This is a genomic window from Saccharothrix ecbatanensis (assembly GCF_014205015.1).
Classification (GTDB): domain Bacteria; phylum Actinomycetota; class Actinomycetes; order Mycobacteriales; family Pseudonocardiaceae; genus Actinosynnema; species Actinosynnema ecbatanense.
On the sequence record NZ_JACHMO010000001.1, the window covers coordinates 3,667,212 to 3,690,419 of the forward strand.

Here is a 23,208-nt window from a genome sequence, read left to right on the forward strand (position 1 = left end):
GTCACTTGCCGATGGCGGTCTTGGTGTTGCGCACCGCGTCGTCCCACGCCGTGGCGGCGTTCCCGCCGCTCTGCTCGACGTTGGCGATGGCGTTGCCGAGTTCCTGGTTGATGGCCGAGGTGTCCGGTCCGATGCGGAACGGCTTCAGGCCCAGCAGCGAGTCGGTGTAGATGGTGCCGGTGGGCGCGTTCGAGAAGAACTCGTCCTTGGCGAAGGCCATCTTGTCGTCCTTGTACACCGACGGCGTGGAGGGCAGCGCGCCGGAGCGGACGAAGTGCTCCAACTGGCCTTGCGGGGACTGCATCTCCTTGATGTAGCTCCACGCCGCCTGCGGGTTCTTCGCACCCTTCGGGATGGCCAGGTAGCTGCCGCCCCAGTTGCCCCACTCGCCGGGCACCTTGGCGATGTCCCACTTGCCCTTGGTGTCCGGGGCGTTGCTGCGGATGGCGTTGAGCATCCACGACGGCGCGGCCAGCGTCGCGAACTGCCCCTGCGCCATGCCCGCGCTCCACCCGCTGGAGAACGAGGGCTGCTTGGCCGTGATCCCGGCCGTCGCCGCCTTGACGCCCACGTCGAACGCCGCCTTGACCTCGGGGTTGGTCGCGTAGATCAGCTCGCCGCCATCGTCGTAGTACTTCTGCGCGCCCTGGTTGACCGCCTGTGAGAACACGCTGGTCGCCGCGTTGTCCACGAACGCCTTGCCGGTGGCCTGCGTGTACCGCTTCCCGGTCTCGATGAACGCCTCCCACGTCGGCCACAACGCGCTCACCTGGTCCCGGTCGGTCGGCAGACCGGCTGCGGCGAACAGGTCGGTCCGGTAGGCCACCGCCATGCCGCCCACGTCCGTGGGGATGCCGACGACCTCGCCGCCCTTCGCGGTGGACTGGCCCATGACCCAGTCGAGGTAGTCGCCCTTGACGTCGTCCGCTCCCAGGGTGCGCAGGTCCACGAAGTTCTGGGGCTGCTGCACGAACTTCGGCAGGTCGTCACCCTGGATGAGCACCAGGTCCGGCACCTTGCCACCGGCCAGGGCCGTGGTCAGCGCCTGCGCGGTCTCCGTCGAGGTGCCCACCTCGGTCAGCTTGACCTCGACGTCAGGGTGCTTGTCCCGGTAGGCGTCCACCGACGCCTTCTGGTTGATGGCGGTGAACGACCAGAACTCGAACGACTTCCCGTCGCCACCGCCACCGCCACCGGTGCCCGGCGAACAGGCGGCGGACATGGCGAGGGCCCCGGCAAGGACGAGTGACCAGGTGGTGCGGCGGAGCTTCACGGCGGTGTCTCCAGTGTGGGACGGGGCAAGGGGAAGCCGGGCAGCGCCCAGGCGGGACCGCACCACCACCGGTCCGCAGCGGTGCGGTATGCCGGGCGGTCGACGGACCACCCGCCAGTCTTGAAAGTTTCGGCTAAAGCGCCGAATGTTAACGGGCCAGACAGTAAGCCGGGTCACGCCAACCGTCAAGACATCCGAAGCAGTACCACCGAAACATTCTGTCCTGTAGCCGCAGCACTACACTCCCGGCATGACCTCCACCAGACGCCCGTCGACCGACGCCGCAGACCGCGGAGGACCGACCATCGCCCGCATAGCCGAGCTGGCGGGCGTGTCCACCGCGACGGTGTCCAAGGTCGTCAACGGACGTGCGGAGGTCGCCCCGGAGACCCGCGCCCTGGTCGAGGCGGTGATCCGCGAACACGGTTACCGCAGGCAGAAGAAGGCCACCCGCGCGACGCTGGTGGAGCTGGTGCTCCACGAGCTCGAAGGCGCCTACGCCATGGAGATCATCAGAGGTGTTGAACGCGTGGCCGGCGAGAACGAACTCGCCGTCGTGCTCACCGAACTGCACGGCCGCCACACCCCCGGACGCACCTGGATCGACGGTGTGCTGGCCCGCAAGCCCGCCGGGGTGATCACCGTCTTCTCCGCCCCCACCTCCGCCCAGCAGGAGCAACTGGCCAGCCGCGGGATCCCGTTCGTGCTGGTCGACCCCACCAGCGACCCAGGCCACGAATTCCCCACGGTGGGCACCAGCAACTGGAGCGGCGGCCTCTCGGCCACCCGCCACCTGCTCGAACTCGGCCACCGACGCATCGCCGCCATCACCGGCCCCTCGCACGCGCTGTCCAGCCGCGCCCGCCTCGACGGCTACCGTGCCGCGCTGGACGCCGCCGAGGTCCCTGTCGACCGCGCGCTCATCCGGATCGGCGACTTCAACATCGCCGACGGCCTCAACCACGCCCGTGACTTGCTACGACTCGACCAACCACCCACCGCGATCTTCGCCTTCAACGACGCCCAAGCCTTCGGCGTCTACCAGGCCGCCCACGAAGCCGGTGTCCGCATCCCCCACGACCTCAGCGTCGTCGGCTTCGACGACCTCCCACCCGCCCAATGGGCCATCCCCGCCCTCACCACCGTCCGCCAACCCCTCAGCGACATGGCCGCCGCCGCCACCGACATGATCATCACCCTCGCGCACGGTGACCCCCTCCCCCAACACCGCCTCATGCACACCACCGAACTCATCACCCGCGCGAGCACCACCGCACCTCGCACGTGAGTGCGCGTAAAAACGTACGGTTCAAGACCCGAAAGTTAACGCGCGTCCAAGGTGATCCACTGAGGCTCACCCGTAACGGCCGCCGAGGTACCCGCCGAGTAGACGGCCCGACTCGCCGTCGACCTGCTCGCGGAACGGGTCGCGGACCCCGACACGCCCGTCCGCAACGCACGCCCGCGCGACAGGGCAGTACAACCCCGACCCGATGACGCGGCACGCCGACATCTCGGTCAACGGCCACGTGCAACGGGTCCACTTCCCGAACACCTTCCACTTCAACCAGTTCCGCGACCTCGTCGTGCCGGTCGACCTGGGCGCCGGAACCAACACCATCAGGTTCACCGCACAGGAACTGCCGAACTGTGACGGCACCACGTACAACCAGTTCGGCCAGCGCTCGATGTACACGCCGAACATCGACTACGTAACCGTCGCGCCACTGGTCGGCTGATCTCGCACGCGACAGGACGCAGGGAACCCGAACGAAAAGGCCACCGGCGCGGGCTCCGGCGTGACACCCACCTGCTCCGCCGGATGACACGCTGGTTCCACGCAGAATGGCGCCGAGCCGACCGGCTCGGCGCCATTCTGCGTGGCGTCGATCCGGTGCGTGGTGATGGTCACGCTTGGCCGATCCGGTGTCGCTGCACGCCCAGGCGGTCGATGGCGACCTCGACCGTATCTCCTTCACGCAGGTAGTCGAAGTCGTTGGCACCGAGCGCCACGCCCGCGGGTGTGCCGGTGTTCACCACGTCACCGGGTTCCAGGACCATGAACTGGCTGAGGTACCAGATGATGTGGTGCACACCGAACAGCATGTTCGCCGTGTTGCCGTCCTGCCGCGGCTTTCCGTTGACGCTCAGCCTCATCCCCAGTGCCTGCGGGTCGCCCACCTCATCGGCGGTGACCAGCCACGGCCCCAACGGGTTGAACGTCTCGCAGGACTTGCCCTTGGTCCACTGGCCGCCCCGGTGGAGCTGGAAGTCGCGTTCGCTGACGTCGTCGGAGATCGCGTAGCCCGCGATCACCGCCGCCGCGTCCCGCGGGCTGTCCAGGTAGCGCGCGGTGGCGCCCAGCACTACGGCCAACTCCACCTCGTAATCGGTGGACACACTAGTCCGGGGCACCAGCACGGTGTCGTCCGGTCCGACGATCGTGCTGGTCGCCTTCATGAACACCACAGGCTCAGCCGGCGGTTCCGCCCGGGTTTCGGCAGCGTGGTCGGAGTAGTTGAGGCCGATGCACACCAGGGCACCCGGACGGCGGATCGGCGCGCCGATCCGCATCCCCGTGATGTCCATCGCCGGCAGGTCACCGCCGGCGAGGGCGTCGCGCACCCGCGACACACCGCCGCCGGAGAGGAAGTCACCACCGATCTCACTCGTCACGGGCCGTAGGTCACGCGCGCGACCGGACCCGTCCAGCACCACGGGAACCTCGGATCCGGGGTCGCCCACTCTCAACAGTCGCATTGCCGTTCCTCGCTCGTTCGAGTCGGTTCTGTTCTGGTTGTCGGCCGCGCGGCGACGGGGGTTCGTAAACCGCGGTGCGGTGTCACCGGGTCGGCTGCGTGGTGCCGTGCCGTGCCCAGACCGCGACGATGGCGTCGATCCGCATGACCCTCGTCGTCGTCCTCCGGGGGATCATCCGGCCATGAGGCCACCGTCGATGACGAGCTCGGTCCCGGTGATGAACGCGGCGTCGTCGGAAGCGAGGTAGAGAGCGGCGCGGGCCACCTCCTCGGAAGTGCCCAGGCGACCCATCGGCTGGCGTGCGACCAGTGCGGCACGAGTCGCCACCGGGTCCGCCGCGGCGTCGAGGAGGCGGCCGACCCAGGGCGAGTCGACGGTGCCGGGACAGATCGAGTTGCAGCGCACGCCCGTGCCCGCGTACTGCACGGCCACCTGGCGGGTCAGCGCCACCACTGCCCCCTTGCTGGCGCAGTAGGCGGCACGGTCCTTCAACCCGACCATGCCCGCGACCGAGGCGGTGTTGATGATCGCGCCGCCGCCTTGCTCGAGCATCGTGGGCACCGCGTATTTGATGCCCAGGAAGACCCCACGCGTGTTGACCGCGAAGACCTTGTCCCACTCGTCCACGCCGCAGGACACAACATCCGTGGTGGACGAGAAGCCCGCGTTGTTGCACAGGACATCCAGCTTGCCGGTCTCTTCCACCGCCCGAGCCAGCCCGGACTCGACCGATCCCGGATCGGTGACATCCACCCGCAGCCCGATCGTTCCTTCCGGAGCGGTGTCGGGGTCGAGGTCGGCCGCGAACACGATCGCGCCCTCCGCGTGGAACTGGCGGGCCATCTCGTAACCGATTCCCGATCCCGCGCCGGTGACGACCACCGTGCGACCCTCGAACCTGTTGATCATGCGGAATTCCTTCCTGCGCTATCGCAGCTTGTCGGCGAGGTGGCCGAGCTTGCGCAGCAGCACCCGGCTCGCCGTGCCCACGTCGGGGAAACAGCCCGTCCACGGGACAGGTGGCGAACGATGCCGCTCTCGATGGTCATCCCGCGTGTGATCGGGAGAGCCGGGCGATCTCGTCCGCCGCAGCGGACAGTCCGGTGATGACGGCCGCGCGGCGCTCGTCGGTGACCCGGTCCAACGGGACCGAGCAACTGACTGCGTCGACCGCCCCGTGTGCGGGCACGGCGACCGCGAAGCAGGCGAGCCCGAGGGTGTTCTGCTCGACCTCCCACGCCCAGCCGCGCGACCGGATCCCAGCCAGCTCGGTGCGCAGTTCGGCGTGGTCGGTCACCGTGTGCCTGGTGAGTGGCACCAGGGAGGCGGGCAGCAGCTCACTCACCTCCCCCGGGTCGCGGGCGGCGAGCAGGACCTTGCCCAGGGCGGTCGCGTGCCCGGGCAGACGCCTGCCCACGCGCGAGGTCACCCGGAAATGGTTCCGCGACTCCAGGCTCGCCAGGTAGACGACCTCCGCGCCGTCGAGCCTGCCCAGGTGCACCGTCTCCCCCAGGGTCTCCCGCAGCCGCGTCAGCACCGGTCCAGCCGCACTGACGACGGGGTCGCGGTCGAGATAGGACGCACCCACGCGCAGCGCCCGCAGGCCCAGGCGGTAGGCGGTGCCGTGCGCCGCGGACTCCACCCAGCCGCAGGCGATGAGCGTCCGCAGCAGGATGTGCAGGCTGGACCTGGGCACCTCGAGCAGTCGGTGCAGCTCGACCAGGGTCAGCGGGGTGCCGGCGCCCGCGAGCACTTCCAGCACGTCGATCGTCCGACCCGCGGACTTCACCCGGTCCGCTGTTGCCATGGTGTTTCCTCGGTGGTCGTGGTCAGCCCTTGAGGGCGCCGTCGGACAGTCCGCTGACGAAGTAGCGCTGCATGAACGCGTAGAACAGCAGCGTGGGGATGCTGGCGATCCAGAGGAACGCGAACACCTGCTCGAAGCTGGTTGTCGTGGGGCCGATCGCGGCGTAGAGGCCGGTGGTGATCGTCTGCTCATCACCGGGGCCGAGGATGACCGACGGGTTGAGGTAGTCGTTCCACGTGCCGATGCCGACGAAGATCGCGATGGACGCGGTGGCGGGCAGCAGCAGCGGGAAGATGATCCGCCAGTAGGTGCCCATCCTGCTCGCGCCGTCGATCGACGCTGCCTCGTCCAGCTCGCGCGGGATGGCGCGGATGAACCCGGTGTAGACCAGGACGGTGAACGGCAGGCGGGCCGCGATCTCGAACAGGATCACGCCGACCGGGGAGCCGAGCAGGCCGACCGTGTACATCAGGTACACCAGCGGGATCAGCATCGTCTGCGTGGGCACGAGCAGGCCGCACACCAGCACGGTGTAGCCGATGACGGCCTTCTTGCCGCCTGCGCGGGCCAGCACGTAGGAGCACATGCCGCCCATCAGCACGCACCCGCCGACCGTGCCGACGGTGATCCAAAGGCTGTTCAGGTAGCCGCCGGCCACGTCGAAGGACTCCGAGGTGAACGCCGCGGCCAGGTTGTCGAAGGTCAGCCGGGACGCGGTGAACCCCAGCGGGTCGGTGATGATGTCCGCTTCCGACTTGAACGCGTTGATCAGCAGGATGTACATCGGCAGCGACAGCAGGACCGTCACGCCGGTCAAGAAGCCGTGCCGCGCCAACGATCGGCGGCGGGTGCCGGAGTGGACGGTCGTCATTGCGTGCTGCTCTCTCGCCTGCGGAGGTAGCCCAGCACGAGCAGGGCGAGAACCACCGTGGTGACGGACAGGATCGCCGCCTGGGCCGACGCCGTGGCGGGCAGGCCGTCCTGCAGGCCGTCGACGACGATCTTGAAGGACAGCGTGGTGGTGGCGCCGGCGGGGCCGCCCGCGGTGAGCGCCTGGATGCGGGCGTACTCGTGCAGCAGCCCGACGAAGGTGTAGATGACGTTGATCGTCACCGCGGGCGCGATCGACGGCAGCGTCACGTTGCCGAAGATCTGCCGCCGGTTCGCCCCGTCGATCATCGCGGCCTCGGTCAGTTCGGCCGGGACGCGCGACAGGCCCGCCAGGAAGATGACGATGTTGAAGCCGAGGGACTGCCAGATGATCACCATGACCACGCTGACCAAGGCGAGGTTCTCCCTGCCGAGCCACTCGATCGGCGTGACCCCCGCGAAGGTGTTGAGCGCGTGGTTGAGCGCGCCCTGGTGGCCGAGGATCGCTCGCCACAGGAAACCGACGGCCACCTCGTTGAGCACGATCGGCGCGAAGATGATCGCGCGGTAGAGGGTGGATGACCGCCCTGGCGACCGCAGCAGCAGGGCGAACGCCAAACCGAGCGCGTTGACCAGGATGGTCGCCCCGCCCGCGATGATGCCGGTGGTGACCAGGCTGCGGCTGAAGGCGGGTTCGTCGAAGACCTTGACGAAGTTGTCGAACCCGACCCAGTCGGCGGTCAAGGTCAGGCCGTTCCACGACGTCATCGAGTAGTAGAACGTCGACAGCGCGGGCAGCAGGAACAGCGTGCCGTAGATCAGGTACGCGGGCGTCGTCATCAGGAACAGGTCGAAGGACTGCCTGACACGTCCCCGGCGAGCCACCCGCTTGGTGGGCTCCGAGCGCCGCCGTGGCGCCGGTCGGCTCAGGGTCGTCGTCATCCCGTCACCCCGAGATCTGGTCGAGTTGCCGGTCGGCGAGCCACTTCTCGTAAGCCTGCACCGAGACCGAACCGCTGAGCGGGTAGTAGTCGCGGAGCAGGCCGCCCTGTTCGATCCGCTCCCGGCTGAACTGCTCCTGCGACTCCTGCCCCTTGGCGATCTGGCTGACCGTGGCGGCCTTGTCACGCGGCACCACCACCGCGCCGTCGTCGTCGGCCACGACGATGTCGCCGGGCAGGACCAGCACCCCGCCCGCGGCGACCGGCACGTCGTAGGCCCAGGGGAACAGCTCCGACTGCGAGGCGTAGTGCGGCGTGCTGCCGGTGCACCAGATCGGCACGCCCAGCTCGCGCACCTTGCCGGTGTCCCGGATCCGGCCGTCGACCACGATCCCGGCGCCACCGCGCTTGCGGAAGTAACGGACGAGCATGTCGCCGATGCAGCCGGTGAACTCGCTGTTGTACGCCTGGATCACCAGGACATCGGCGGGCTCGATCGACTCCAGCACCGCCCACAGCGCGGTGCCCCGCTCGACGTACTCCTCATCCATGCCGGAGAAGACGTCCTCGCGTTGGGGCATGAATTGCAGTGTGACCGCGGAGCCGACGATGCGCTGGCCGGCCTGCAAGGGTTTGGGCCCCTTGATGAACGTGCGCCGGATGCCCTGGCTGTGCAGCTTCGCGCACACGCTCGCCGATCCGACGCCGTCCAGCAGCGCGAGCTCATCGGCGGTGGCCCGCTCGAACGCGGCTCCGCGCACCGGGAGCTCCGGAGCGGAGCGAGGCGGGGTACTGGACATGAATGTCTCCTTCGAGGCTGCGGTGTTTCGACTTCGCAACACCACCGGATCGCGTGGAGCGGATGCTAGCACTCATCGATAATCGTTTGCTACGTTCATGCGACTCAGATGGACGACACTTCGTTACGACAGAAGGAGGAGGCCATGACGCTTGGCCTAAGCAGACGGTCGGCCGCCAAGACGTGGATCGGGGCGATCGCGGCCGTCGTCCTGGCGGCCGGCGTCTCGGCGTGTGGCTCGACGAGCAGCGGCGGCAGCGGGGAGAAGGTCGAGCTGACGTTCTACGTCGGCGTGACCCCCACGCTGACCACCACGCTGTTCGAGCAGCAGTTCGCCAAGTTCCAGGCGGCACACCCGAACGTCACCGTCAAGCTCCTGGACGCGAACAACAAGAGCGCGGGCAGCACTCTCGACTCGCTGATCGTCAGCCACCGGGTGCCGGACGTGATGCTGTTCGGCGGTGTGCTCACCCAGAAGTACGTCAACAGCGGCGTGCTGCACGGCTATGACCCGAGCGACCCGGCGATCGCGGGCCTGCGCCCGAACGAGCGGCAGACCTACAAGGGCAAGGTCTGGGCCCAGTACTTCTCCCTCCAGCCGCAGAACTTGCTCTACTACAACAAGAAGGTGCTCGCCCAGGCAGGCGTCGCCGACATCCCGAAGACCTTCGACGAGTTCGACGCCGCGCTGGCCAAGGTCAAGGCCGCGGGCGAGACCCCGATGGCCTCGGCCGGCCAGAGCACGTGGCCCGCCAACGCCCTGCTGTGGTCGGCGATCTCCACCAAGTTCCAGGACGAACCCGATTTCTGGGACCACGTCTGCAAGGGCACCGCGAGCTACAGCGGTGACCCCGCCTTCCAGAAGGCGGCGGCCCAGTGGCAGAAGTGGTTCAAGGACGGCTACCTCCAGGACGGCTACATCAGCACGAACTACCCCGACGACCAGGCGCTGTTCGGCAGCGGCAAGGCCGCGTTCTACCCGTCGGGCTCGTGGACGGCGGCGGCCCTGCAGAAGCTGCCCAACGCCGAAGACTTCGGGGTCACCGTGTGGCCGACCGTCACCGGCAAGCAGGCGATCTCCGTCAACGACAACGGCATCACGGTGTCGGCGCAGTCCAAGCACAAGGACTTGGCCATCGAGCTGGCCAAGTTCCTCGCGACCGGTGACGGCGCAGCCGACCTGCTCAAGGCCGACTCCCTGATCTCGGCCAAGACGGACCCGATCACCTGGGAGGGCGGCCCGCTGGACAGCCAGATCGCCGAGTTGGCGAAAACTCTGCCCAATATCCCCCACTTCGGCGGCACCATGCCGGTCCAGCCACCACTGGGCAACTACCGCACGCCGCTGACGAGCGACCTCCAGGCGATGCACCTCGGCAACATCAGCCCGGACGAGGTGCTGAAGAACGCCGACAAGTACGCGGCCGACAACAAGTCCTGCTAGTCGACCCCTGAGACCTCGGGCCCTCCCCTCTCCCCCGGCCCGAGATGAGGCTGGGTCCGGTGCCCCCCGCACCGGACCCAGCCGCTTTGTCTTTCCGGACCCTCACAGCTCGGCGTCGAGGTCCCACACCAGCTTCATCGGCCCCGAGGACGAGCCCTGGTCGGGTTCCAGGTAAGGGCTCATCCGCTCGTGATGGCGCACGCCGATCTCCGGGTCGGCGGACGGGGTGGCCCGGAATGCCTCGAACGACGGTTCCGCGGTGATCACGTGGATGAGGTCGCGGCCGTCCCGGAAGATCTTCCAGTCGCGGATGCCGCGGGCGACCAGGTCGCCGCGCACCTCCCCGGGCAGCACCCGGTGCGCCTCTTCATACGCGAGTTCCTTGCCCTCACGCAGCTTCGTGCGGATGACGACTACGTCCATGGCGTCCTCCTCACTCCGTTCCACGGTGCAGGTCCTGGTGCCGCGGGGCCGCCCGGTCGTGCTCCAGCCGCAGCCGGATCCGCGTCCGGGCGGGCAGGCGGACGCACAGGTCGTCCGCCACGGCTTCGTGGCGTGGTGCGGACGTGCCCTCCGGCGGGGAGATCCGCCGCGACTCGCCCGGGTAGTCCCCCTCGAACTCATCGAACGAGACGGCGGTGACGGGGAGCTCGCCGTACATGCCGCCGACGACCCGCACCTCACGCTCCTCCGCACCCAGGTTGACCAGGTTGACCACCGTGTGCCTCGGGCCGACCTCCTCCACCAGGGCGGCGACGTCCTCGGGCAGACCGGGCCTGCCGCGGCGCGCGTCGGCCCAGCGAACCCGGGCCAGCGGCAGTCCGCCGTTGTAGAGCATCTGCGGCGCACCGCCGACGAGCTGGGTCAGGACCTCGGTGACGACCGGGTTGAGCCTCTGCCACCAGTGGATGTCGTCACCGACCGGAGGCGTCGGGAAGCGTTCCATCAGGTCGAGATGCCGGTTGACCTGCCCGAGTGCCATCCCCAGCGCCTGCTCCGGGTAGTCGGGGTTCGCGCCGCGCAGGTACATCACCCACGGGGGTTCGTGGCCCGCGTCCTCCTTGTCCCGAAAGGCGCGCACAGTCGCCCAGTCGTAGCCGGATTCCGCGGCCAGGCGGGTCAGCATGTCGGCGTCGCGCTGGTCCTGGCTCGCCCACCAGAGCCAGGTGGGGAAGGCCGGCTGCATGGGCAGGTAGTCGAACCACCCGGTCGCGTCGTGGCGGTGCGGCACCAGCCGCAGGGTGCGCTCGACATCGGCGCCGAGCCTTCCCGCCCAGTGGCCGTACAGCGAGGCGTCGCCCGGGTCCATGACGTGGTCCCGCGCGTGGCGCAGCGTCAGATCCAGGCACCCGCGAGCCAGGTCGTAGGCGTCCGGCTTCCCGGAGACGAGGACCGCGTTGAGCGCGCCGATCAGGGCCGCGGCACCGACGCTGTACAGCCCGTGCGGCCAGGACCAGCCGTAATGGCCGCCGTACCAGCGACCGCCGTGCAGCTCCCCCACTGTCCCCGACGGACCGACGTTGTCGGGGATGAGGCCGCCGTGCACGGCGGCACGCTCGACCCAGGCGCCCACGTAGTCGACGACGAAGTCGGCGAAGCGGTCGTCACCGTCGTAGAGCCAGGCGTTGACGGCCAGCGAGGTCACCGCGAGGTTGATCGGCACGTCGCCCACGCCGAGGCGCGCGTTCATCTCCACCCGCATGCGCTCGGCGTTGGCCGGGTCGGCGAGGTCGTCCCAGGTCGCGATGCCGGGCAGATCGCGCAAGGGCAGACCGTAGAGCTTCATGACGGCGCGATCGGCTGAGAACGGCCGGTCCTCGCCAAGCCCCGGCAGCGGGCCGAGCGCGCCGATGTGCGGCGCGCGCATCATGCGAAGGGCCGGGTCGTAGTTGCCGGTGGGAGAGTCGCCGAGGAAAAGGTTCGCGAACCGCAGCGCGCGCTCGCGGAAGAACTCGTCGCCCGGGTCCGCGGCGCACAGGGCGTAGAAGTACAGCATGGACTCACCCTGGTGGAACCAGTCGTAGCCGTTCTCGTACTCCCCCGTCAGCATGCCGCGCGCGGTGAGCTGCGCGGTCACACCACGCCAGTGGTGCTTGCAGGCGTCGAGCAGGTCGTCGGCGCCGCCCATCAGGTACAGCATGGGCCAGTTGAAGAACGGCTCGTAGAAGTCGTCCGCACCATCGCGGCCGAACGTGCGGCCCGCGTAGGTCAGCGATCCGTCCGGCTCGCAGTAAACCCTCTCGAACGACCGCCACGCCTCGTCCAGCCGTCGGAACAGTTCGCGCTGGAGCACCGCCCAGGTCGGAGGCCGCACGACAGGCGTGGTGGCGGTGATCGTGATGGCGCTCATAGGCCACAGCTCCTGGCTATCGGTTATCGATTACCTAATAACGTATCGACCGGCTTCCCGTGCGGTCAAACGCGATGAGCCGAGGTCCCACACCACGCAGGGTGCGGAACCTCGGCTCTGCCCGCTCGCTCAAACCGGGTGGAGGGCCGCACTCCGAGCAGTGCGGCCGTCCCGGTTCATCACTTGCCGGACACCGTCACGTGGTCCCAGTTGACCGCGCCGGTCATCTTGTCGGCCCACCAGTCGCCGAGGGCGATCATGTTGAACTGGCGTGTCCCACCGGGGCTGCCCACCAGAACGCCGTCGATCCGCATCTGCACACCCGACCCCGACCGGTAGTCCCAGGTCAGCTTGTGCCAGCCGGTGGTGCGGGGCACCGAGGTCGCCGTGGTGGTCGCGCCGACCCTGATCACGTAGTTCGAGGTCGACACGCCGGTGTTCACACCGAGGCCGCGCCAGGAGCCGCTGTCGCTCCAGCCCCCGTCGTCGACACGCGCCATCTGCGCGAGGCTGGTGTCGGCGGCGTCGTCGTGGAACCAGACACTGGCGACCTTGTACTGCTTGCCCTCCAGAGTGGTGACGGCGACGTCCTCGTCGGTGTCGGCCACGTACGACGCCGAACCGTCCTTCGCCCGGGTGGTGCTGGTCGAGACCCCACCCTTGCCCGCGGTGAACGCGCCCGCGCCGCCTTCGAAGCCCTCGGCGAACCGGGCGACCACGGCATCGGCCCAGTAGGCGGTGCCCGTGGTGCCGACCCACCAGTCACCCATCGCGATCTGGTCGAACGCGCCGAGGCCGGTGGGCGAGGCGACGAGCTTGCCGTCGACGTACATCCTCACGCCGTTGCCGGAGCCGTAGTCCCATGCGAACTCGTGCCACCCGGTCGAGCGCGGGATGGTGGTCGCGGTGACCGTGCCATCGACCCGGTAGGAGTAGTGCGTGCTCGACGTCGAAGCCTTGACGCCCAGGCCGCGCCAGGTCGCGCCGTCCCAGCCGCCCGCGTCCACACGTGCCATCGCGTCCATGGACGTCTTGGTCGCGTCGTCGTAGAGCCACACGCTGACGCGCTTCTCCTGCTTGCGCGGGAACGTCTTGTAGATGACGCTGGTCTCACCGGTCTGCTTGTAGCTCGTGGCGGTGCCGTGCCGCTGCTCGGTGCTGGTCACCGGGGCGCCCTTGCCGGTCGACCAGTTCGCCAGGCCGTTGCGGAAGTCACCGACGAAATCGTCGCCACCCGGGTAGGGGAACGAGCTGGTGACGCCGATGCCGTTGTAGTCCATCTTGGACTCTGTGAAGCCGGTTTCCCAACTGACGTTCGACGTCACGTGGTCGCCCGATTCGTTGTTGTGGAACGCCACGCCTTGGGTGTCCGACAGTTGCACGTTAGTGAAGTGCTGGCCGTAGCTGTCGTTGTCCATGTACACGCCGAAGGGTGCGTAGTCGTGCATCGAGGGGTGAGCCCGCGCCCCGTTGACGGTGATCTGCTCCCACGAGTTGTACAGGTACGGCTTGTCGTCACTCAGGCCGAACGAGTAGAGCGGACCCGTGTCGCCGCTGTCCTCGGTGGCGTTGTGGACGCGGACGCCCTTGACCAGGTTGCCCTGCGCGTACATGTCTGCCTGCGGCAGGTCCTTGATCGCGTTGATCACGACCGCGTACCGCGGCGAGTGGCTGATCTCCAGGTTGGTGATGGTGTTGCGGCTGGAGTTCATCACGTAGACGCCACCTCCGTGCCCGACCAGCTCACCGATGTACTTGATCATGTTGTTGTGCACGGTGTTCTGCGTCAGCACGTCCCCTTCACCGGGGTACCGGCCTTCGAGGAACACCCCCGAGTGGCCGACGTGGTCGATCAGGTTGTTCGACACCGTGTTGTTGCTGTTGGCGAACAGCATGAACACCGCGGAGAAGCCCGAGTTCGTCAAGTGCGAGTTGGTGATGGTGATGTCATTGGTGTTCTCCAGGAACACCATGCCGGTGCGGTTCTGGGGCAGGTTGACCTGCCGGTCGTACTGCGAGTGGGTGTGCCCCTCGCCGGAGTCGCCCGCGTTGACCCAGCCGTGGCGGTTCCACCTGGTGAAGTCGGTGAAGCCCAGGGTCAGCCCGTCAAAGGTGATGTGGTGCGCACGCGCCGACGCCGACGCGCCCGTGACGGAGATCAGCTTCTGCACCGCGGGGACGATCACGGTGGTGCTGTTGATGTCGCCGGACTCCGGGTAGTAGTAGAGGTAGCCCGACCCCGAGTCGTAGAAGTACTCGTTGGGCGCGTCCAGGAGTTCGAGCATGCCCTGGACGTAGTAGCGCGACCCGGACTTGATCGGATAGCGCACGCTCTCGCTGAGCTTGATGACGCTGTTCGTCGCGTCGACGCTCGTGATCGGGGTCTTGTCGGTGAACCAGTCCCAACTCCCGCCGGACCAGATGTTCACGCCGGCGCCGGACAGGTTCGACCAGGAGATGCCCGCGAGGTCGGTGGCGTTGTAGTTGAACTCGGTGTACGAGCTCGTCGTCCCCACCGACTCCAGGTAGGCAGCGTGCGCCGTCGGGAAGGCCTTGTCGTGCCGGTAGTTCGGGAACCGGGCCAGCCGGGCGCGCGACCCGTCGGCGTAGAGCGTGTTCAACGACTTGCCCGCGCCGATGTCGGCCCGGTAGATGCCGCCCTGGTGGAGGGACCAGCCGGTCACCTTCTGACCACCGATGACCCGGGCGCTGCCCAGACCACCGCTGGACCGGTAGACGACGTCGAACCCGTTGCGACCGGAGTCCGCGTCGGTGAAGTTCACCGTGCTCGACTGGTGGTAGTCACCAGGCGCGATGTTGACGTTGATGTCCGACGACATACCCGCCAGCTGGCCGCGGACCGAGTCCCGCGCCTTCTGGATCGACGCCCAGGGCTTGGCTGACGACCCGTCTCCGGTCGAGTCGCTGCCGGTCGTCGAGACGTAGTAGTTCACCGCCGTTTGGGCCGCCGCGAACGGCACGCCCACATCGACAGCCACCACGGTGGCGGCGACCACCGCCCCCGCCACCACCAACGCACGCACCCGTTCGGACGCCCGCTGCCTTCTGCCGGCCATCGGCCACCTCCATCATCATCGATAACCGATAAGCTAAGATGCCGTTAACTGGGCGTCAAGGACCGATTTCCGCACCGAAGAGGACCGAATGACCACTTCAGCGGCCACGCGACCACACCTGCCGCCTCTCGGGTTCGGCACCGCCTCGCTGGGCGCGGGCGACGTGGCCGACGACGTGCTGGACGCGGCCTGGGCGGCGAACGTGCGCTACTTCGACACCGCGCCGCACTACGGCCTGGGTCTGGCCGAACGCCGCCTCGGCCACTTCCTCGCCGGGCGACGGCGCGACAAGTTCATCGTCTCGACCAAGGTCGGCCGCCTGCTGCTGCCACCGGACCAGGCCGACGGACGGGTCGTCGAGGGCAGCCCGGACGCCTCCGGGCTGGTCCGGGTTCGCGACCACAGTCGGGTCGGGATCAAGCGGTCGTTGAGCGACAGCTTGGAGCGGCTCGGGTTGCAGCGCGTCGACTTGGCGCTGCTGCACGACCCCGACAACCACCTCGACGAAGCCGTCGAGACTGCGATCCCCGCCCTGGTCGAGCTGCGATCCCAGGGTCTGGTCTCGGCGATCGGCGTGGGCATGAACCAGACCCCTGGCCTGGCACGACTGGTCGCCGAGACCGACATCGACTACGTGATGGTGGCCGGGCGCTACACGTTGCTCGACCGGGTGGCCGAGGAGTCGCTGATGCCCCTGTGCGCACGGCGCGGCGTGAAGGTGGTGGCGGCGGCGATCCTGAACAGCGGCCTCCTGGCGGACCCTCAAGTCGCCACCAGCTACGACTACGAGCCCGTCCGACCCGAGGTCCGCGCAGCCGCGCGGCGACTGCAGGAGGTGTGCCGGCGCCACGGCGTGCCGCTGCTGGCCGCCGCGCTCCAGTTCCCGGGCAGGCACCCGCTCGTCGAGACGACACTGCTGGGCGCCGCGTCGGCCGCCAACGTGACCGAGTCGATGGCTGCTCTGCGGACACCGACGTCGCGAGCGCTGTGGGACGAGCTGGACGAGCTGGTGTCGGAGCTGCGACCCGCCCTGGCCGGGGGGCGGTGGCGATGATCCCGCTGATCGACGCACACCAGCACATCTGGGACACCACCCGGCACCGGCATTCGTGGCTGGACAAGTACGACGAACCGCTGAACCGGACCTGGACGCCCGCCGACCTGGCGCCCTTGGCCGCAGCCGCGGGCGTCGTCGGGACTGTCGCGGTGCAGTCCCTGCCCGACCTCGACGAGACGCTCTACCTGCTGGAGCAGGCCGAGGCGAGCCCGCTGCTGCTGGGTGTCGTCGGCTGGGTCGACCTGAGGTCGAGCCGGGTCGCCGAGCAGATCGAGTCGCTGCTCGCCGCGCCGGGCGGGCGGTGGTTGCGCGGTGTCCGCTACAACCTCTCGGCCGGCGACGAGTCCGAGTTCGCCGACCCCGCGCTGGCTGCCGGGTTGCGCGTCCTCGGAGAGTTCGACCTGGCCTTCGACCTGCTCACCGCCCCTGCGAAGCTCGGGTGGACGGCCCGGCTGCTCGACGCGGCGCCGGACACCCGATTCGTCCTGGACCACGCGGGAAACCCCGACATCGCACGCGGGCAGTTCGAGGGCTGGGCTTCGTCGATCGGGGAACTGGCCAGGCGGCCTCACCTCGACTGCAAGCTGTCCGGCCTGGTCACCAAGGCGGACCACGACTCGTGGACAGTCGCGGACCTGCGCCCGTACGCGGAGACCGTGATCGGCGCGTTCACGCCCGAGCGGGTGGCGATCGGCTCCGACTGGCCCGTCTGCCTCCTCGCTGGAGGCTACGAGCGCGTCATGGGCGCGTACCGTGCCCTAGTCGCGGAGTTGAGCGACACAGAACGCGATAATGTCGTCACCGCCACAGTTGAACGTACGTACAGACTGGCTTCGACTTGACGACGTAACCGCATCCCGCCGCAATGACATGGTGTTCCACCGCACCATCAGCGAAGCTGACGGCAGCCGGTGCCGAACTGGACGTGGACCCAGATTGAGCCAATCCGGACCGCCCTCCTCACCGACACGGCCCCTCGAAGCCGCGATCCTGAGGTTCCGCAAGCACAGCCGCACCTTCGCCCACCTGGCCAGACCGGCGGTGCACGGCGAGGGCGGTCGGCGGCCCGACATCGCCTGCGGCAGGCGGGGCGGGCACAACGATCATCCGCCCCGCGTCTGCCCAGCGTGCCTTCAGCTTGATATCATCGATTGGAGATAACATGGTTCGACTGGATTGAGGGATGTCCTGTGAGCGCGGCTGACGATTTCGCCCATCCCCCGTTGAGCAGGCACCTGCTCTCCGAGGGCGCGTACGAGATCGTGCGGAAGTCGATCCTCGACGGCACCTTCCCACCGGGACACCAACTCGTGGAGTCCCAGTTGGCGCGCAAGCTCAACGTCAGCCAGGCGCCGATGCGCGAAGCGCTGCGCAGGCTCAACCACGAAGGCCTGGTCACGGTCATCCCGTACAAGGGCAGCTACGTGACCGAGGTGTCGGAAAGCGAAGCCGCGCAGGCCAGGGAGGTGCGCAACGCGCTGGAAGAGTTGGCGGCGCGCACGGTCACCGGAAATCTGGGCGACGAATACGTGCAACGCCTTACCGCCGAAGTGGAGGGAATGCGGAAAGCAGCCACAGTGAACGATATTGCAGCGTTCCGCCTCCATGACACCGCATTCCACCGTACCGTCATCGAGGCCAGCGGCAATGCCTACCTAATTCGCATGTGGACCCAGATCGAACCCATCCTCACCGCCCTCGGCGTGGTGTCCGACCCTCGCTGGACTGGCGACCGGTCGGTGATGGCCGAAGTCCACGGCAACCTGGTCACCCTGCTCACCGGGAACGACCCCGAAGCCGCCGGGATGAAGTTCCGCGAGCACGGCCGCAACCTGGCCCATTAGCGCTGACCTGCCGGCCAGCGGTTCCTGCGTATGAGAACACAAGTGCACGGCCGCGGCGATGGAGGTTCTTCGCGTCAACATGTCGCGAGTCCACGAGATTTCGGAGGCGGAGTTCGGGGCGGTGAACGAGGTCGTGGCAGAGGTGGTTCAGGTCAGCATTCCGGTGAGGTAGGCGTTCCGCCAGGCCGCCGCCGCGCTCGTGCGCCGCGGATCACCGAGTGGCGCGCGCGGTGGCGGCTGGGTGCCGAGGCGTTCGCCGCGGCCACCGGGGCGCGGCTCGCCTCGCTGGAACGAGGCGAGTTCCCCCACATCGCCGATGCCTCTGCGCATCTCGAACCACCCGCCAGCCGTGGGAGGTTCGGAATGTGCGGACGGCTTGACGTCTACGGGACCTGAGCGGTGTGCGGGTGAGGCTCCGGGCCGGGTCCGCACGACCGCGACGGCGTGCGGACTCATCGGTTCACGGCCAGGAGCCGACCCGACGACAGGTCCAGGGGCCGGTCAACCCGTCTGACCCGCACCGTCTCCGGCGACACCGCCCGCGATCGGCTTGCGTCGGCGGCGACCGGTCGGGAACGGCTCGGCTGTCGACTCCCGCCAGATGACCCGGAACAGGGATTCCTCGTTCGGCTCGGGCTCCGTGCCGCGCAATCCCGCGATCAGCTTGGCCATGGCCTTCGAGCCGAGCCGTTCCAGGTCCACGTCGACGGTGGTCAGGGACGGGGTCATGAACTGCCCGATCTCGTTGTTGTCCCAACCGGTCACGCTGATGTCGCCCGGCACGTCCCAACCGCGTTCCCGGACGCCCCGGACGACGCCGGCCGCGACGAGGTCGTTGGCCGCGATCACCGCGGTCGGTCGTGCCCGGCTCGGGAGCGACCGGATCGCCTCGATGCCGGACTCCCCGGACCAATCACCGTCGAAGACCCCGACGGACACGAGACCGAGGCGTTCGACCGTCTCCAGATAGCTCTGCTTGCGCGCCCTCGCGGAAGCGAAGCCGGCGTCACCGGCCACGTGCAGGAAGCGGGAGTGGCCCGTCGACGCCAAGTGCTCGACCATCCTCACCACGGGCGTGGCGTCGGCCAAGTCCCCAATGCCGCGCATCTCGTCGTCGAAGTCGGCCGAGACCACCACGGTCGTGCTCTGGTCCATCTGGTTCCCCACCGAGGGGAGCACAGGCGCGAAGGAGAGGATGCCCTCGAACTGGCCTGAGTCGGCGAGCTCCAGCAGTCGCTCACTTCTCGCCCGCACGCCGCCCCCGGCACTCACCACGTCCATGAAGTACCCCGCGGCGCCCGCCGTCGCGCCGGCTCCCGCCAGCATGCGCGACGGGTTGAAGGCCATCGCGGGCATGAGGATCGCCAGCCGGCCGGTCTTCCGCGTGCGCATGGACCGCGCCACCAGGTTGGGACGGTAGTCCAGCTCGCGGATCGCGTTCTCCACGCGTTCCACGGTCGCGGGTTTCAGCCCGCCGTTGAACCGCAGGAACCGCGACACCGTCTGGGGTGACACACCGGCGAGTCGCGCCACATCCGTGATCGTCGGCCGTCGTCGCGCCGTGTCAGCGCCAGCCATCCGCTTCACCCACCCCTTCGCCGACATCCCGGTGATTTCCGAGGGTACACACTCTTGACGCAAAAAGTGATCGTTCACTATGGTCCTCGCAACCCCGAAAAGTGAACGATCACTTTTTGAGTCACGCGCGGCCCAGGACGGGGCCCGCGTCCCGTGTGCGCTGCCGCCACTCAAGGGAGCACTGCCATGAGTGCCATCAACGAACTACGCCGGCCGCGCGGGCCCCAACGGGGTGCGCGACAGCAGAACAAGGCGGCGTTCCTCTTCCTGCTGCCCTGGTTCGTCGGGCTCTTCGGGATCACGATCGGCCCGATGCTGGCCTCGCTCTTCCTCAGCTTCACCGACTACAACCTGTTGCAACCGCCGGAACTCAGCGGGTTCGACAACTGGACGCGCATGCTCCACGACGAGCGCCTGCACAAGTCGCTCAGGGTGACGTTCACCTACGTCCTGGTGTCCATCCCGTTGCAGCTCGCGCTCGCCTTGGGACTCGCCCTGCTGCTGGACAAGGGCGTGCGCGGCCTCTCCTTCTACCGCTCCGTCTTCTACCTGCCGTCGCTGATCGGCGGCAGCGTCGCGATCGCCGTGCTGTGGCGCACGGTCTTCGGGACCGACGGCCTGGTCAACGACGCCCTGGCGATCATCGGCATCCAGGGGCAGGGCTGGATCTCGGAGCCGGGAACGGCGCTGTCGACCCTCGTCGTGCTGAACGTCTGGACCTTCGGCTCCCCCATGGTGATCTTCCTCGCCGGGCTGCGGCAGGTTCCGACCTCCCTCTACGAGGCGGCCTCCGTTGACGGCGCGAATCGTTGGCGCCAGTTCGTCAGCATCACCCTTCCGCTGCTGACACCCATCATCTTCTTCAACCTGGTGTTGCAGATCATCCACGCCTTCCAGACGTTCACCCAGGCCTTCGTGGTCTCCGGGGGCAGGGGAGGTCCCGCCGACTCCACCCTCTTCTACTCGCTGTACCTGTACGAGCGCGGGTTCGGCCACTTCGACATGGGTTACGCGTCCGCGCTCGCGTGGCTCCTGCTGATCATCGTCGCGGTCTTCACCGCGATCAACTTCTGGGCCTCAAAGTACTGGGTGTTCTACAATGACTGATCACGCTACGGCCGCCACCCGCTCGCTGCCCGCCGACCGCGTTCACGTGGTGCGCCAGGCCAAGCGCCGGATGCGCACCCTCCTCAAGCACGGGCTGCTGATCCTCTGCGCCCTGACGATGCTGTACCCCGTCCTGTGGATGGTGGTCAGCTCACTGCGCCCCAAGGACGAGATCTTCCGCACCCCGGGGCTCGCCCTCGCGGACTTGCAGGTCGAGAACTACGTCAACGGGTGGAACGCCTACGCCGAACCGTTCAGCCACTACATGGTCAACTCGGTGATCGTCGTGATCGGCGCGATCCTCGGTAACCTCCTCGCCTGCTCCATGGCCGCGTACGCGTTCGCCCGGCTCGAGTTCCGCGCGAAGCGGTTGTGGTTCGCCGCGATGCTCATCACGATCATGCTGCCGATCCACGTGATCATCGTGCCGCAGTACATCCTGTTCTCGGAACTCGACTGGGTGAACACGTTCCTGCCCCTGATCGTGCCCAAGTTCCTGGCGACCGACGCCTTCTTCATCTTCCTCATGGTGCAGTTCATCCGCGGCATCCCGCGGGAGCTCGACGAGGCCGCCCGGATCGATGGCGCCGGGCACGCGCGGATCTTCTTCAACATCATCCTGCCGCTGATGGTCCCGGCGCTGGCGACCACCGCGATCTTCACCTTCATCTGGACCTGGAACGACTTCTACTCCCAGCTCATCTACCTCACCGACCCGGACATGTACACCACTCCCCTGGCGCTGCGGGCCTTCGTGGACCAGCAGACCGAAACCGACTGGGGCTCGGTGTTCGCCATGAGCGTGGTGTCCATCGTTCCCGTCTTCCTCGTCTTCCTGGCCGGGCAGCGGTTCCTGCTGCGAGGCATCGCGACCACCGGCGGCAAGTGACTGCGGGGGCTACCGCGGGCACGCGGAGGCGACCGGGCAACGCGTGCCCGGAAGCACCGCGGCAATCAACCTGACACCGTTGTCGGACAAGGAGAACCACATGACTGTCAGCCCTTTCAGACGCGTCATCGGAGCGGTCGCCGCGCTCTCACTCGTGTTGACCGCCTGCTCCGGAGGCGGCAGCGCCGGCTCGGATCCCGAGCTCAGCGACAAGCCGGTCACCATCCGCGTCACCTGGTGGGGAGCGGACGCCCGCGCCAAGCTCACCAACGAGGCCATCGCGGCGTTCCAGCAGAAGCACCCCAACATCAAGGTCGAAGGGCAGTACAAGGACTGGGCCGCCTACTGGGACGCGCTCGCCACGACGACCGCGGCCAAGGACTCGCCGGACGTCGTCCAGATGGACGAGCTCTACCTCGCTTCGTACGCGGATCGCGGAGCGCTGTACGACCTCGGCAACGTCAAGAAGCTCGTCAACACCTCGCAGTTCGACGGAGAGGCCCTGGCTACCGGGCAGGTCGGTGGAAAGCAGTACGCGCTTCCGATCGGCGTCGGCGTCATGGCCGTCGTCGTGAACGTCGACCTGTTCAAGAAGTACGGCGTGGACCTCCCCGACGACAAGACGTGGACGTGGGACGACTACGCCAGGATCGCGAAAGAGCTGACGACCAAGAGCGGCGGCGAGATCCGCGGTGTCGGCGGCGCGCCCGGTTTCGACGCCGGCAGCCTCAAGTACTGGGTCCGGCAGGACGGCGGCAACCTCTTCGACAAGGACGGCAACGTCTCGCTCAAGCCGCAGTCGCTCGTCGAGATGTGGAAGTACGGCCTGGAGCTGATCTCCTCCGAGGCGAGCGTCAGCGCCTCGACGATGGTCGAGGATCAGACCGCCGGTTTCACCGCGGGCAGCTTCGCCACCGGCAAGGCGGCCATCGGCACGATCTACAACACCCAGATCACCGCGCTGCAGAAGGCGGCAGGCGCCGATCTGCGGCTGCTCCAGCAGCCACGTGTCGACGGCGCCGACGCGGACTTCTTCAAGCCTTCGATGTACTGGGCGGTCTCGAGCCAGAGCGAGCACCCGGCCGAGGCCGCCGTCTTCCTCGACTTCATGCTCAACGACCCGGGGGCCGCGGGCATCCTCAAGACGGAGCGGGGAATCCCCGCGAACAAGGAGATCCGCGCGCAGGTCGAGGCCGGCCTCACCGGAACCGACAAGACGGCAGTCGAGTACATGAACAGGGTGACGCCGGGCGAGGCTCCGGTCGTGACCCCCAACGGTGGAAGCAGCCTCGAGCCGATGCTCCAGCGCTACACCCAGGAGGTGTACTTCGGCAAGACCTCGCCCGAGGCCGCCGCGGAGGCCTTCGTCAAGGAGCTCCAGCGCGAGGTCGACGCGGCCAAGTAGCTGCTAC

21 protein-coding genes are annotated in these 23,208 nt (G+C 68.0%); 9 read left to right on the top strand and 12 right to left on the bottom strand.

Annotated elements, in window-relative coordinates:
- Position 1: 1 nt before the first annotated feature.
- Complete coding sequence (locus tag F4560_RS15400; protein ID WP_184920676.1) at positions 2–1,273, bottom strand: ABC transporter substrate-binding protein; 1,272 nt, start codon at positions 1,271–1,273, stop codon at positions 2–4.
- Between the two features lie 250 nt (positions 1,274–1,523).
- Between F4560_RS15400 and F4560_RS15405 the strand changes: the two genes are divergently transcribed.
- Together F4560_RS15405 and F4560_RS15410 are read left to right on the top strand one after the other, a co-directional pair.
- Positions 1,524–2,561, top strand: coding sequence for a LacI family DNA-binding transcriptional regulator (locus F4560_RS15405; RefSeq protein ID WP_184920677.1), 1,038 nt, complete (start codon positions 1,524–1,526; stop codon positions 2,559–2,561).
- A gap of 205 nt (positions 2,562–2,766) precedes the next feature.
- Positions 2,767–3,012, top strand: a complete 246-nt coding sequence (locus F4560_RS15410; protein WP_184920678.1) for a carbohydrate-binding protein — start codon at positions 2,767–2,769, stop codon at positions 3,010–3,012.
- A 169-nt stretch (positions 3,013–3,181) separates the two neighbouring features.
- Here F4560_RS15410 and F4560_RS15415 read toward each other — a convergent pair whose 3' ends face one another.
- The 6 genes from F4560_RS15415 to F4560_RS15440 form a co-directional block, all read right to left on the bottom strand.
- On the bottom strand, positions 3,182–4,033 hold the full coding sequence (locus F4560_RS15415) for a fumarylacetoacetate hydrolase family protein (RefSeq protein WP_184920680.1): 852 nt from the start codon (positions 4,031–4,033) through the stop codon (positions 3,182–3,184).
- Positions 4,034–4,204: 171 nt separating this feature from the next.
- Positions 4,205–4,942, bottom strand: a complete 738-nt coding sequence (locus F4560_RS15420; protein WP_184920682.1) for an SDR family NAD(P)-dependent oxidoreductase — start codon at positions 4,940–4,942, stop codon at positions 4,205–4,207.
- 136 nt (positions 4,943–5,078) lie between these two features.
- A complete protein-coding gene (locus F4560_RS15425) occupies positions 5,079–5,840 on the bottom strand; it encodes an IclR family transcriptional regulator (RefSeq protein ID WP_184920684.1) in 762 nt (253 codons plus the stop codon).
- Between the two features lie 22 nt (positions 5,841–5,862).
- Positions 5,863–6,711 carry a carbohydrate ABC transporter permease gene (locus tag F4560_RS15430; protein ID WP_184920686.1) on the bottom strand — a complete coding sequence of 283 codons (849 nt, stop codon included), beginning with the start codon at positions 6,709–6,711 and terminating at the stop codon, positions 5,863–5,865.
- Positions 6,708–7,652, bottom strand: a complete 945-nt coding sequence (locus F4560_RS15435; RefSeq protein WP_184920688.1) for a carbohydrate ABC transporter permease — start codon at positions 7,650–7,652, stop codon at positions 6,708–6,710. The genes F4560_RS15430 and F4560_RS15435 overlap by 4 nt, the downstream gene beginning before the upstream one ends.
- Positions 7,653–7,656: 4 nt before the next feature.
- Entirely contained in the window at positions 7,657–8,451 is a 795-nt protein-coding gene (locus F4560_RS15440) for an RraA family protein (RefSeq protein ID WP_184920691.1), read from the bottom strand.
- A gap of 144 nt (positions 8,452–8,595) precedes the next feature.
- On the opposite strand from F4560_RS15440, the gene F4560_RS15445 reads away from it, so the two are divergent.
- Complete coding sequence (locus F4560_RS15445) at positions 8,596–9,894, top strand: ABC transporter substrate-binding protein (protein WP_184920693.1); 1,299 nt, start codon at positions 8,596–8,598, stop codon at positions 9,892–9,894.
- A gap of 102 nt (positions 9,895–9,996) precedes the next feature.
- Here the strand turns inward: F4560_RS15445 and F4560_RS15450 are convergent, their stop codons facing one another.
- From F4560_RS15450 to F4560_RS15460, 3 genes are all read right to left on the bottom strand, one after another.
- Positions 9,997–10,317, bottom strand: a complete 321-nt coding sequence (locus F4560_RS15450; protein ID WP_184920695.1) for an L-rhamnose mutarotase — start codon at positions 10,315–10,317, stop codon at positions 9,997–9,999.
- Between the two features lie 10 nt (positions 10,318–10,327).
- Positions 10,328–12,244, bottom strand: a complete 1,917-nt coding sequence (locus tag F4560_RS15455; RefSeq protein ID WP_184920697.1) for a DUF8034 domain-containing protein — start codon at positions 12,242–12,244, stop codon at positions 10,328–10,330.
- Positions 12,245–12,423: 179 nt separating this feature from the next.
- The gene (locus tag F4560_RS15460) at positions 12,424–15,321 is read right to left on the bottom strand and encodes a right-handed parallel beta-helix repeat-containing protein (RefSeq protein ID WP_184920699.1); all 2,898 of its coding nucleotides are present in this window, start codon (positions 15,319–15,321) and stop codon (positions 12,424–12,426) included.
- Positions 15,322–15,409: 88 nt separating this feature from the next.
- Here F4560_RS15460 and F4560_RS15465 point away from each other — a divergent pair, with 88 nt between their 5' ends.
- The 3 genes from F4560_RS15465 to F4560_RS15475 all read left to right on the top strand — a co-directional run bounded on the left by F4560_RS15465 (position 15,410) and on the right by F4560_RS15475 (position 18,222).
- The gene (locus tag F4560_RS15465) at positions 15,410–16,375 is read left to right on the top strand and encodes an aldo/keto reductase (RefSeq protein WP_184920701.1); all 966 of its coding nucleotides are present in this window, start codon (positions 15,410–15,412) and stop codon (positions 16,373–16,375) included.
- On the top strand, positions 16,372–17,220 hold the full coding sequence (locus F4560_RS15470) for an amidohydrolase family protein (RefSeq protein ID WP_184920702.1): 849 nt from the start codon (positions 16,372–16,374) through the stop codon (positions 17,218–17,220). The genes F4560_RS15465 and F4560_RS15470 overlap by 4 nt, the downstream gene beginning before the upstream one ends.
- A gap of 348 nt (positions 17,221–17,568) precedes the next feature.
- Positions 17,569–18,222 (top strand): GntR family transcriptional regulator, encoded by a 654-nt coding sequence (locus F4560_RS15475; protein WP_184920704.1) that lies wholly within the window; start codon positions 17,569–17,571, stop codon positions 18,220–18,222.
- A gap of 147 nt (positions 18,223–18,369) precedes the next feature.
- Here the strand turns inward: F4560_RS15475 and F4560_RS15480 are convergent, their stop codons facing one another.
- Both F4560_RS15480 and F4560_RS15485 read right to left on the bottom strand, forming a co-directional pair.
- Complete coding sequence (locus F4560_RS15480; RefSeq protein ID WP_184920706.1) at positions 18,370–18,552, bottom strand: hypothetical protein; 183 nt, start codon at positions 18,550–18,552, stop codon at positions 18,370–18,372.
- Positions 18,553–18,723: 171 nt separating this feature from the next.
- Positions 18,724–19,800 carry a LacI family DNA-binding transcriptional regulator gene (locus F4560_RS15485; protein WP_184920708.1) on the bottom strand — a complete coding sequence of 359 codons (1,077 nt, stop codon included), beginning with the start codon at positions 19,798–19,800 and terminating at the stop codon, positions 18,724–18,726.
- Between the two features lie 186 nt (positions 19,801–19,986).
- Here F4560_RS15485 and F4560_RS15490 point away from each other — a divergent pair, with 186 nt between their 5' ends.
- The 3 genes from F4560_RS15490 to F4560_RS15500 all read left to right on the top strand — a co-directional run bounded on the left by F4560_RS15490 (position 19,987) and on the right by F4560_RS15500 (position 23,201).
- The gene (locus tag F4560_RS15490) at positions 19,987–20,907 is read left to right on the top strand and encodes a carbohydrate ABC transporter permease (protein WP_184920710.1); all 921 of its coding nucleotides are present in this window, start codon (positions 19,987–19,989) and stop codon (positions 20,905–20,907) included.
- Complete coding sequence (locus F4560_RS15495; RefSeq protein ID WP_184920712.1) at positions 20,900–21,796, top strand: carbohydrate ABC transporter permease; 897 nt, start codon at positions 20,900–20,902, stop codon at positions 21,794–21,796. Before F4560_RS15490 ends, F4560_RS15495 begins: the two co-directional genes overlap by 8 nt.
- Positions 21,797–21,896: 100 nt before the next feature.
- The gene (locus F4560_RS15500; protein WP_184920714.1) at positions 21,897–23,201 is read left to right on the top strand and encodes an ABC transporter substrate-binding protein; all 1,305 of its coding nucleotides are present in this window, start codon (positions 21,897–21,899) and stop codon (positions 23,199–23,201) included.
- Positions 23,202–23,208: the final 7 nt, after the last annotated feature.

What these genes read in the sequence shown, in the direction of transcription:
- F4560_RS15405 (WP_184920677.1), top strand. Translation starts at nt 1,524, where the DNA reads ATGACCTCCACCAGACGCCCGTCGACCGACGCCGCAGACCGCGGAGGA.
- F4560_RS15410 (WP_184920678.1), top strand. Translation starts at nt 2,767, where the DNA reads ATGACGCGGCACGCCGACATCTCGGTCAACGGCCACGTGCAACGGGTC.
- F4560_RS15415 (WP_184920680.1), bottom strand. Translation starts at nt 4,033, where the DNA reads ATGCGACTGTTGAGAGTGGGCGACCCCGGATCCGAGGTTCCCGTGGTG.
- F4560_RS15420 (WP_184920682.1), bottom strand. Translation starts at nt 4,942, where the DNA reads ATGATCAACAGGTTCGAGGGTCGCACGGTGGTCGTCACCGGCGCGGGA.
- F4560_RS15425 (WP_184920684.1), bottom strand. Translation starts at nt 5,840, where the DNA reads ATGGCAACAGCGGACCGGGTGAAGTCCGCGGGTCGGACGATCGACGTG.
- F4560_RS15430 (WP_184920686.1), bottom strand. Translation starts at nt 6,711, where the DNA reads ATGACGACCGTCCACTCCGGCACCCGCCGCCGATCGTTGGCGCGGCAC.
- F4560_RS15435 (WP_184920688.1), bottom strand. Translation starts at nt 7,652, where the DNA reads ATGACGACGACCCTGAGCCGACCGGCGCCACGGCGGCGCTCGGAGCCC.
- F4560_RS15440 (WP_184920691.1), bottom strand. Translation starts at nt 8,451, where the DNA reads ATGTCCAGTACCCCGCCTCGCTCCGCTCCGGAGCTCCCGGTGCGCGGA.
- F4560_RS15445 (WP_184920693.1), top strand. Translation starts at nt 8,596, where the DNA reads ATGACGCTTGGCCTAAGCAGACGGTCGGCCGCCAAGACGTGGATCGGG.
- F4560_RS15450 (WP_184920695.1), bottom strand. Translation starts at nt 10,317, where the DNA reads ATGGACGTAGTCGTCATCCGCACGAAGCTGCGTGAGGGCAAGGAACTC.
- F4560_RS15455 (WP_184920697.1), bottom strand. Translation starts at nt 12,244, where the DNA reads ATGAGCGCCATCACGATCACCGCCACCACGCCTGTCGTGCGGCCTCCG.
- F4560_RS15460 (WP_184920699.1), bottom strand. Translation starts at nt 15,321, where the DNA reads ATGGCCGGCAGAAGGCAGCGGGCGTCCGAACGGGTGCGTGCGTTGGTG.
- F4560_RS15465 (WP_184920701.1), top strand. Translation starts at nt 15,410, where the DNA reads ATGACCACTTCAGCGGCCACGCGACCACACCTGCCGCCTCTCGGGTTC.
- F4560_RS15470 (WP_184920702.1), top strand. Translation starts at nt 16,372, where the DNA reads ATGATCCCGCTGATCGACGCACACCAGCACATCTGGGACACCACCCGG.
- F4560_RS15480 (WP_184920706.1), bottom strand. Translation starts at nt 18,552, where the DNA reads ATGCGCAGAGGCATCGGCGATGTGGGGGAACTCGCCTCGTTCCAGCGA.
- F4560_RS15485 (WP_184920708.1), bottom strand. Translation starts at nt 19,800, where the DNA reads ATGGCTGGCGCTGACACGGCGCGACGACGGCCGACGATCACGGATGTG.
- F4560_RS15490 (WP_184920710.1), top strand. Translation starts at nt 19,987, where the DNA reads ATGAGTGCCATCAACGAACTACGCCGGCCGCGCGGGCCCCAACGGGGT.
- F4560_RS15495 (WP_184920712.1), top strand. Translation starts at nt 20,900, where the DNA reads ATGACTGATCACGCTACGGCCGCCACCCGCTCGCTGCCCGCCGACCGC.
- F4560_RS15500 (WP_184920714.1), top strand. Translation starts at nt 21,897, where the DNA reads ATGACTGTCAGCCCTTTCAGACGCGTCATCGGAGCGGTCGCCGCGCTC.